The organism is Brevundimonas sp. GN22 (assembly GCF_054824005.1).
This window is the reverse complement of the sequence record NZ_JSYD01000005.1, coordinates 1-9,427: the sequence shown is the minus strand read 5'-3', so window position 1 is coordinate 9,427 and position 9,427 is coordinate 1. Positions and strand designations below refer to the sequence as shown.

At 61.1% G+C, this 9,427-nt stretch carries 6 protein-coding genes; 4 read left to right on the top strand and 2 right to left on the bottom strand.

What is annotated here, in order from left to right; all coding sequences use genetic code 11:
* The 4 genes from OB03_RS00775 to lpxC form a co-directional block, all read left to right on the top strand.
* Positions 1 to 1,401: TonB-dependent receptor domain-containing protein (locus OB03_RS00775; RefSeq protein WP_461342890.1), on the top strand; the 1,401-nt coding region annotated here is incomplete at its 5' end.
* A gap of 405 nt (positions 1,402 to 1,806) precedes the next feature.
* Positions 1,807 to 4,839: a TonB-dependent receptor plug domain-containing protein gene (locus tag OB03_RS00770; RefSeq protein WP_461342889.1), complete on the top strand. Its 3,033-nt coding sequence runs from the start codon at positions 1,807 to 1,809 to the stop codon at positions 4,837 to 4,839.
* Between the two features lie 264 nt (positions 4,840 to 5,103).
* Positions 5,104 to 6,639, top strand: coding sequence for a cell division protein FtsZ (gene ftsZ, locus OB03_RS00765; RefSeq protein WP_461342888.1), 1,536 nt, complete (start codon positions 5,104 to 5,106; stop codon positions 6,637 to 6,639).
* 203 nt (positions 6,640 to 6,842) lie between these two features.
* Positions 6,843 to 7,754 carry a UDP-3-O-acyl-N-acetylglucosamine deacetylase gene (gene lpxC, locus OB03_RS00760; protein ID WP_248286911.1) on the top strand — a complete coding sequence of 304 codons (912 nt, stop codon included), beginning with the start codon at positions 6,843 to 6,845 and terminating at the stop codon, positions 7,752 to 7,754.
* Between the two features lie 57 nt (positions 7,755 to 7,811).
* Here the strand turns inward: lpxC and pgeF are convergent, their stop codons facing one another.
* Both pgeF and OB03_RS00750 read right to left on the bottom strand, forming a co-directional pair.
* Positions 7,812 to 8,579 (bottom strand): peptidoglycan editing factor PgeF, encoded by a 768-nt coding sequence (gene pgeF / locus OB03_RS00755; RefSeq protein ID WP_461342887.1) that lies wholly within the window; start codon positions 8,577 to 8,579, stop codon positions 7,812 to 7,814.
* The coding region (locus tag OB03_RS00750) for an SAM-dependent methyltransferase (protein WP_461342886.1) at positions 8,576 to 9,427 on the bottom strand (852 nt) is incomplete at its 5' end. The genes OB03_RS00750 and pgeF, both read right to left, overlap by 4 nt.

Below are 9,427 nucleotides of genomic sequence, written 5' to 3'. Positions count from 1 at the left end.
GGTCAGCTGTGGGACTTCTGGGGTGCCGGTCCGATCGGCGTCGCTCTGGGCGCTGAATACCGCAAGGAAATGACCGAAGGTCTGGGCCGCAGCTCCTCGCTGGGCACCACCTACGCTCAGCTGAATGGCGGCGCTGACTTCCTGCCGGCTGAATACGACGCCACCGAAGGCTTCGCTGAAATCTCGGTCCCGCTGCTGCGTGACTCGAAGTTCGGTGAATACGCTGAAATCAGCGGTTCGTACCGCTACAGCGACTTCTCGACCTTCGGCGGTAGCGAAGTTTGGGGCGTAAACCTGGTTTACCGTCCGATCCGCGACATCGCGTTCAAGACCAGCTTCAACACCTCGGTCCGTGCTCCGACCCTGTCGGAAACCAACGCACCGCTGACGCAAACCTTCCTGTCGTTCACCGATCCGTGCGCTACTCTGAACATTCAGAACACCGCCGATCAGGAGAAGAAGGCTAACCGTATCAAGAACTGCGCCGCCTTGGCTCAGCAACACGGTCTGTCCTTCAACTTCACCGACCCGACGGCAGCCGACGCCTACAAGCCGGTCTATTCGTCGAGCGTCCCGGGCAACAACGGTGGCAACCCGTACCTGCAACCGGAAGAGTCGGAATCCTTCACCTTCTCGACCGTTCTGCAGCCGCGCTTCCTGCCGAACTTCGCAGTGGTCCTCGACTACTACGAAATCACCATCGACAAGGTCATCGCATCGGTTACGGCTCAAACCGCCGCTAACAACTGCGTTGAAGGCCCGTCGCTGAACAGCAGCGCCTGCGCCACCCTGACCCGTTCGCGCGTCGACATCGATGGCACCCCGGCCGACGACCGCTTCATGCTGACCGACTTCATCCAGTCGTCGATCAACTATGCCAAGCGTAACGTCCGTGGTCTGGACTTCACCACGACCTATCGCTTCGACACCGAAGAGATGCTGGGCCGTAACTGGGGTTCGTTCTCGCACAAGCTGGCCGGTTCGTGGCTGATTGAGCAGAAGAACTTCAACAACATCGACAACCCGGCTGACTTCACCGAGCTGTCGAGCACGCTGTACTACCCGCGCGTTCGCATGACCTCGACCCTGGCCTGGCAGACCCCGCACGAGCCGCTGCGCATCACCTGGACTGCTGACTGGCAGACCGCGCAAGACATCGTGCAGGCCCGTGACTTCATTTCGAACGCCGACCAGCGCGAAGCGAAGTACATGGACACCGAGAACTTCATGCGTAACGACATCTCGGTCCGCTATCAGGTCCGCGACGACGTCACCGTGACCGGTACCGTCCAGAACGTCTTCGATGCTGAACAAGCACGTTGGCTGGGCGCATCGCTCTACTCGAACTTCGACCCGTTCGGTCGTCGCTTCTCGGTGAGCGTGAACTACCGTCCTTGGTAAGTTCAGTCTGATTTCAGACTAGGGAAGGCGGCTCGAAAGAGCCGCCTTTTCTTTTGCCTGCTTCGCATCGCAGGCCGTTTTGAAACGGGGCAGGGCAGGGGAGTAATTGCGGCGCAGGCGGCGTTAAGATTGCCATAGCTTCACAAATCGACCCGCCACACGGAGGTGATGAAAAAGCCTAATTCGCGAGCCACGTAATGTGAAACCCGTAATCTACTGATAAGTATTGAGATTTCGGATCGGTAATATTCCCAAAATCGATCCAGCGTGTCGGTTGTGTGTATTATTTGACACGAGACTTAGGTGTCGTGTTCCTGCGGTTATTGAAGGCCGCGTGCATCAATAATCAAAAACTCTCCATGGCGGACGGGCGAGGGGCCTGTTCCGTAAAGTTGGAGATGGCATTTGCACACGCGCCTAACGGCCCTTCTGGGCACCACCATACTGGCGGGGGCTTTGATTTCCGCCCCGGCTATCGCACAGGAAGTCGACACCGCGACACAGGTCGACGAGATCGTCGTAACCGGCACCCGTATCGTCCGTCCGAACCAGACTTCGGCCACCGCCGTCCAGTCAGTGAACTCTGAAGCGATCGCCTTGTCGGGTCAGACCAACGTGGGCGATATTCTGCGCTCGCTGCCCTCGGCAGGTCAGTCTGCCCTGACACCGTCGAGCAGTAACTTCCTCACCGCCAACAACGGCGTGACCTCGGTGAACCTGCGTTCGCTGGGCGAAGCCCGCACGCTGGTATTGGTCAACGGCCGTCGCTACATCGGCGGCGTGCCGGGAACCTCGACGGTCGACTTCGCGACCCTTCCAACCGAGTTCATCGACCGTATCGACGTCGTCACGGGCGGTGCTTCGTCGGTGTATGGCTCGGATGCTCTGGCAGGCGTGGTGAACATCATCACCCAGCGCAACTACCAGGGCTTTGAAGCCTTCGGCCAATACGGCATCACCGAGCGCGGCGACGGCGAGAACTACAAGTTCGGCTTCAAACTGGGTTCGAACTTTGCCGATGACCGCGGCAACTTCGTCGCCAGCCTGTCGTACAACGAGACCCACGGCATCTATGCTCGCGACCGCGGTGACCGCGGCATGGCGCTGGATGGCACTTCCGATACGTTCAAGAAAACCAAATACTTCTCCGGCTCGTCGGTGACGCCGGGCGGCGTAGCCATCATTCCGGGACTCGAACAGAATGGCGTAACCCCCGCTTCGCAAAGCTGGACCCTGTGGGACGGCAAGCTGGTCAAGTTCGACAACTCGGTTCACGGCTACAACCGTCAGGACTACCGCGCCCTCATGGTGCCGACCGACGGTCTGCACCTGACGTCACAAGCCCGCTACGACTACAACAACAATCACAGCTTCTTCATGGAGGCGTCGGCCTATCGCGGTCGTGCGCAGTCGTCCATGGAGCCGACGGGCGTGCAGAATTCCGACCTTTACAAGGACGGCAGCAACATCACGCGCGACATCGCCTGCACCAGCACCGGCTGCGTGTACGGTATCCCGATCCTGTCGGAGGCTGTGCCGGTCGCCATTCGCGATCTGGTCCGTGCAGCCACCCCGGGCCTGACCGACGAACAGCGCGCCGTCGGTTTCAATCGCCGTTTCTCCGAAGCGCCGAACCGCAGCAACATCGAAGAGCGTAACCACTCGCGCATCGTGGCGGGCCTGCAAGGCAAGCTGGGGACCCCGCTCGACCTCAGCTACGAGATGAGCTTCAACTGGGGCCACCTGAGCAACCAGCGCACCAACGAGGGCGCGCTGCTCAAGGACAACCTGATCAACGCCATCGACGTGGTGAAGCTGGCCGACGGTTCGTTCGCCTGCCGCAGCGAACTGGCCCGCGCCCAAGGCTGTCTGCCGATCTTCGTCTTCGAGGAAGGCGGCGCGTCGAAGGAAGCGATGGACTATGTGCAGATCGTGCACAAGGTCGACAACATGATGGACCAGAAGGTCATCAACGGCTTCCTGTCGGGCACGGCATTCGAGCTTCCGGCGGGTCCGCTTCAGTTTGTCGTGGGTGGCGAATATCGCCGCGAGGAATCCGAACTGGTGCCGGACGTCGCCATGCAGCGCGGTCTGACCACCACCAACCTGACCCCCATCACGCGCGGCAGCTATGACGTGAGCGAAGGCTTCATCGAGTTGAATATCCCGCTGCTGGCAGACCTGCCGTGGGCGCATCAACTGGATCTGAGCCTGTCGGCACGCGTGTCGGACTATTCGACCGTTGGCAAGACCGATGCCTATGCAGCGTCGCTGGAATGGAAGCCGGTCGACTTCCTGAAGGTACGCTCGCAGTACGCCCGCTCGGTGCGTGCCCCGAACATCGCCGAACTGTACGCCGGCGTCAGCCAGACCTATCCAACCGACGCAGACCCGTGCCGTTCGCTGACCATCGTCAACGGTCAGGGTGCCTTCTTCAAGGAACGTAGCGGCTACGACGTCGGCAAGATCGTCGGCAGCGGTGTCGACAGCGGCACTGTCGGCAGCAATGCCGCCAAGGCCTGCCTAGCAGACCCGACGGTTGCGGCCCGTGTCGCCCGTGACGGCCATTACATCCAGACCCAGTCCGAAGCCCAAGGCTACTACGGCTTCAACTCGGGCAATGAGGATCTGGAAGCAGAAACCTCGACCAGCTTCACTGCGGGTCTGCTGTTCAATCCGCGTTGGAACGACTGGTGGTCCGGTCTGTCGGTCTCGGTGGACTACTTCCAGCTCGAGATCGAGGGCATGATCGGCACCCTCGGCCGTTCGACCAGCCTGAACGAGTGCTATGTGAACTCGGGCGGCGTCTATGACCCGAACAACATCTACTGCAAGCAGATCATTCGCGAGGACAAGGGTGCCAGCGTCGGCTCCTTCCGTGAAGTGAACTCGCGCACGATGAACCTGGGCGAAAACCGGACCCGCGGCTTTGACCTGCAAGCCAACTACTCGGTCGACCTGACCCGTCTGCCGTACCTGTCAGCGTTCGAGGACGCGGGCCAACTGGCTATCGGCTATTCGCACCAGCATCTCATGACCCGCAAGACCTCGCCTCTGGCGGGTGGAGCGATGGTAGAGTTCGCAGGCCGTTCGGCGACGCCGAAGAACGTCGGCAACCTGAACCTGGTCTATCGCCGTGGCCCGCTGACCACGTCGTGGAAGACCCGCTTCATGGGCGAGAGCTGCTACCGCTATCTCGACCGCTGCGATCCTAAGGATGACAAGAGCGACTACATCGGCCTGCGTCACTTCTCGGACCTGCAGGTGCGTTATGACGTGACCGACAAGGCCGAAGTGTTCGTCGGCGTAGACAACATCTTTGACGAGTATGTCTACATCGCCCAGACCATCACCTCGGCGACCGGCTGGACCACAGACCCGTCGATCTATGACGGTCTTGGACGTCGTTTCAACATGGGCATGCGCATGCGCTTCTGATTGAAACTGTAAGCTTTGTTTAGCGGGAGAGGGGCCTTTGCCCCTCTCTTTGCGTTTGGTTAACGGCTTTTGGTCCCGTCAACTGAAAAAATGCACTTAAAGCGTGAAAAACATCAGTGTTACGTGCTTCCAGAAACGCCGACTCATATTAGGTCGGTAATGATCCGTTAACGTTGTCGGGTCTTTTATTAACCCGCTCATAACCAATGCGATTCGGCGGGGGTCGATTGGGATGAATGAGCAGGGTCGGAAGGTCGGAATACAATGTCTCTCTCGCTGGTGAAGCCGCAAGCCACAGAACTGAAGCCACGCATCGTCGTATTCGGCGTTGGCGGGGCCGGTGGTAACGCAGTCAACAACATGATCGACTCCGGTCTGGAGGGCGTCGAGTTTGTTGTGGCCAACACGGATGCCCAGCATCTGAGCTTTGCCAAGACCGACCGTCGTATCCAGCTTGGCGACACCATCACCCAGGGTCTGGGCGCGGGCGCTCATCCCGAGGTCGGGATGAATGCCGCCGAAGAATCCGCCGACGAAATTCACGCGCACCTCGAAGGCGCGCACATGGTTTTCATCACCGCCGGTATGGGCGGTGGCACCGGTACGGGTGCGGCTCCGGTTATCGCCAAGTGCGCCCGTGACCGCGGCATCCTGACCGTTGGTGTCGTGACCAAGCCTTTCACCTTCGAGGGCCGTCACCGCATGCGTCTGGCCGATGCAGGCATCGCCGAGCTGCAACGCTACGTCGACACCCTGATCGTCATTCCGAACCAGAACCTGTTCCGCGTCGCCAACGAACGCACCACCTTCTCGGACGCCTTCCAAATGGCGGACCAGGTGCTGCACTCGGGCGTTCGCTCGATCACCGACCTGATGATCCTGCCGGGCCTGATCAACCTCGACTTCGCCGACGTTCGCGCCGTGATGTCGGAGATGGGCAAGGCCATGATGGGCACTGGCGAAGCCACGGGCGACGACCGCGCCCTGCTGGCCGCCCAGAACGCTATCGCCAACCCGCTGCTGGACGAAACCAGCCTGCAAGGTGCCAAGGCCGTTCTGGTCAACATCACCGGCGGCATGGACATGACCCTGCTGGAAGTCGACGAAGCGGCGAACGCTATCGCTGCCGAAGTCGACGGTGATGCAAACATAATCTTCGGTGCCGCTTTCGACCCGGCTCTGGAAGGCAAGATCCGCGTCTCGGTTGTCGCCACCGGTATGGACGAAGCCTCGATCCAGCAAATCGAGCCCGTCGCTACGACCCTGAACCGCCGCCAGCCGGAACAAGCTGCTCCTGCACAGCGCGAAGAAGTCCGTATCGAGCCGGTGGCTCAACAGGCTGCACCGGAGCCGGTTGCCCGTCAGCCGGAACCGCAAGTGCGCCCCGAGCCGGTTATCCACGACGCGCCGCGCAACCTCGACCCGATCGTTGATCCGTGGGTTGAAGAGTTCGAGCAAGGCCGTGGCGCACGTGGTGCCGCTGCCCAGCAAGAGCAGGGCGACCTGTATATGGAGCGCGAACCGGCCCGCCGTCCGGAACCGAAGCCGGAACCGGAAGCCCCGCGCGAAGAATATTATGACGACTCGCACCGTCGTAGCGGCTGGTCGCTGTTCGGTCGCCGTCGCAACGCGCCGCAGCAGCCGACCTATTCGCCGCCGCCGTCCTCGGGCCCGAACCGCACGACCCAGCAACTGCGCCAGACCCAGTCGGTCCAGCCGCAGGTTCAGGATCACCAGCGCGGTTACGCTGAAGACGACGATCTGGAAATCCCGTCGTTCCTGCGCCGCCTCGCCAACTAATCGGCGAACGGTCTGAAATGCGAAAGCCCCGCAGCTCCGGTTGCGGGGTTTTTCATTGGCCCGTGCTCAGCAACCGGCATTTACGGCCTGTTACAGGCTGTCGTGATTTCGAAACAATCCGAAACCCGACTTTCATTTCGTGATTGCCGAGGTTTGGTTAAATGCCACCTTCCGGCGCAGTCCCTTTATGGGCGCGCGATACGATGAGTTTTCGAGTGACGGTCTTCAACGACCCCTTTGAGCATACGATCACCGCACCTGCGATTTGCGCAGGCGTGGGCGTCCACACCGGACGTCGTGTGCGTTTGACGGTTCGCCCTGCGGCTGCCGGTCAGGGGATTGTGTTCGTCCGTACCGACATCAAGGATCGCGACAACCGTATCCCCGTTACGGGTGAAGCGGTTATCGACGCCCGCCTGAACACACTGATTGCCAACGCCGACGATGTGCGTGTTTCGACCATCGAGCACCTGATGTCGGCCATGGCTGGCCTCGGCATTGCCAATGCTATCGTCGAGGTGGACGGTCCCGAGCTGCCGATCCTCGATGGTTCGGCTGTCCAGTTCGTGCAACTGCTGGATCGCGCAGGTTTCCGTCGTCAGGAACAACCGCGCCACTTTATCGAAGTTCTGGAACCGATCCGCGTAGAGGAGGGTGACAAAACTGCTGCCCTGCTGCCGTGCGACCGTTTCGAAATGCGCTTCGAAATCGATTTCCCGACTCCGGTGATCGGTAATCAAGTCATCGACTTCGTTGTCGACGAAGCGACCTACCGCTCCGAGATCATGTCGGCCCGTACCTTCGGTTTCGCCCATGAGGTTGAAGCCCTGCGTCAGGCCGGTCTGGCCCGTGGCGGTTCGCTGGAAAATGCCGTCGTGATCGACGGCGATCAGATTTTGAACCCCGGCGGTCTTCGCATGGAACGCGAGTTCGTACGCCACAAGGCACTGGACGCTATCGGCGACCTGTATGTGCTGGGTGCGCCTCTGATGGGCCGCTACGAAGGCTATAAGGCCGGTCACCAGCTGAACAACAAGTTGGTCCGCGCCCTGCTGGCGAACCCGCAGGCATGGCGTTACACGACCAAGGTTCCGGCGCTGGCTATGGCGGGCTGAAAAGCTCTGTCAGCCCAATAAGAAAAAGGCCCGCTGTTTTCGCAGCGGGCCCTTTCTTTATTCAGTAAGCGCGATGGCTCCGATCAGCCGGCCAAAGTCCGGCTCGCCGTTCAGGAAGGCGCGGCGGTTGGAATAGAACCGCCCCTCGTCGGTGCGCGTGTCATCGCCGCTCCAAGCCGCCTGCGTCACACCAGCCTGCTCCAGTCGCCACAAGACGAATCCGGGAAGGTCGAACTGGCGTTTGCCGTCCGATGAACCTGCGGCAAAGAAACGCTCGCTTCCGGGGGCTTCGGCGGCAAAACGGGCCTGATAGTCAGCACCGACTTCATAAGAAGCCTGCGAGATGCACGGGCCAACCACAGCGCGGATGTTCGAAGGCCTGGCACCCAGGGCTACCATCTTATCGACCGTCGCAGCGATGATGCCGCCCAGCGCACCTTTCCAGCCTGCATGGGCCGTGGCCACAACGTGCGCCTCGGGGTCAGCAAACAGGATGGGAGCGCAGTCGGCCGTCAGCACGGTGGCGATTACGTTAGGCGTGCGCGTTACGACGGCATCGCCTTCGGGGCGCTCGCCCCTCCAGCCTCCATCGGCGACTACAGCGTCTGCCGAATGGATTTGGTAGCAGCCGCACAAGTCGTCACCCGAGCCTCCGAACCATTCGGCCACAAGCTGGCGGTTACGCGCTACACGCTCGGGATCATCTTTGGAGCCGACGCCGCAGTTCAAGCCCTCGTAGATACCTTCGGACACACCGCCTTCGCGGGTGAAGAACCCGTGCTTGATACCGTCAAGATCGAGGAGAGGGTGGGTAATCGGCGTCATGCTTCAAATCCCGGAACAGCTAACGAGCGTGGCGAGAAGATTGCAGCGACCTTGAACAGCTCGCCCATCTGGTCCGGTGCCGTCAGTCGCGTGAATTGGCGATGGATGATGTCTGCAGCTTCGGGGCGGGCGCGGGCAAGGCTCTCGGCGCGCTGGATAATGCCCAATCGTGCGAGGAACAGCCCCTGTCCAATGCATCCGGTCACATCGGCACCGCCGCGCACGGCTGCTTCCAGCACCAGCGGGAAGTCGGCCCATTGCGTCAGGTCTGCCTCGCCGGGGTTGCTCAGTACATCGACCTTCTGGTGACGGCGCAGGGCTTGAAGCGTATCGCCCGCCTCGGTTTTGGCGCGTCCGTAGTCAATCAACAAAGCCACACCGGAGCTTTCGGAAACCAAGGCTGCGAGGTCCCGCCCGAAGGCCGCCTGCTGCTCGGATATCTCGAGGACCTGTCCCACCTCGATGTCGATGGCGGGGGTGTCAAAGCCCTCGCTGATGGCGGTAAGCCCGAACACCAGTTCATTGTCGTCGGTGACACCGATGCGGCGCTCGGCCCATCCGCCCTCTGTCCGCACGAACTGGCGGGCAGGCAGGCAGTCCAGTACCTCGTTGGCGATCAGAATGACGGGGGCATCCGTCTCGATCTGGCTGAGGTTCTTGACCCAGCGCGGTTCGAGGTCGGCATCGGCCAGACGCCGGGCCTGTTCGTTTCTGAGCGGACGACTCGGCTCGATCAGGACCAGTTCGGCGGCTTCGAGGAAGGCGGGGGCAAGACGGGCCGCGCGCAGGGCATCGCTCATCAGCGTGCCATCACCCGGGCCAACCTCGACCAGACGCACCTTCTCCGG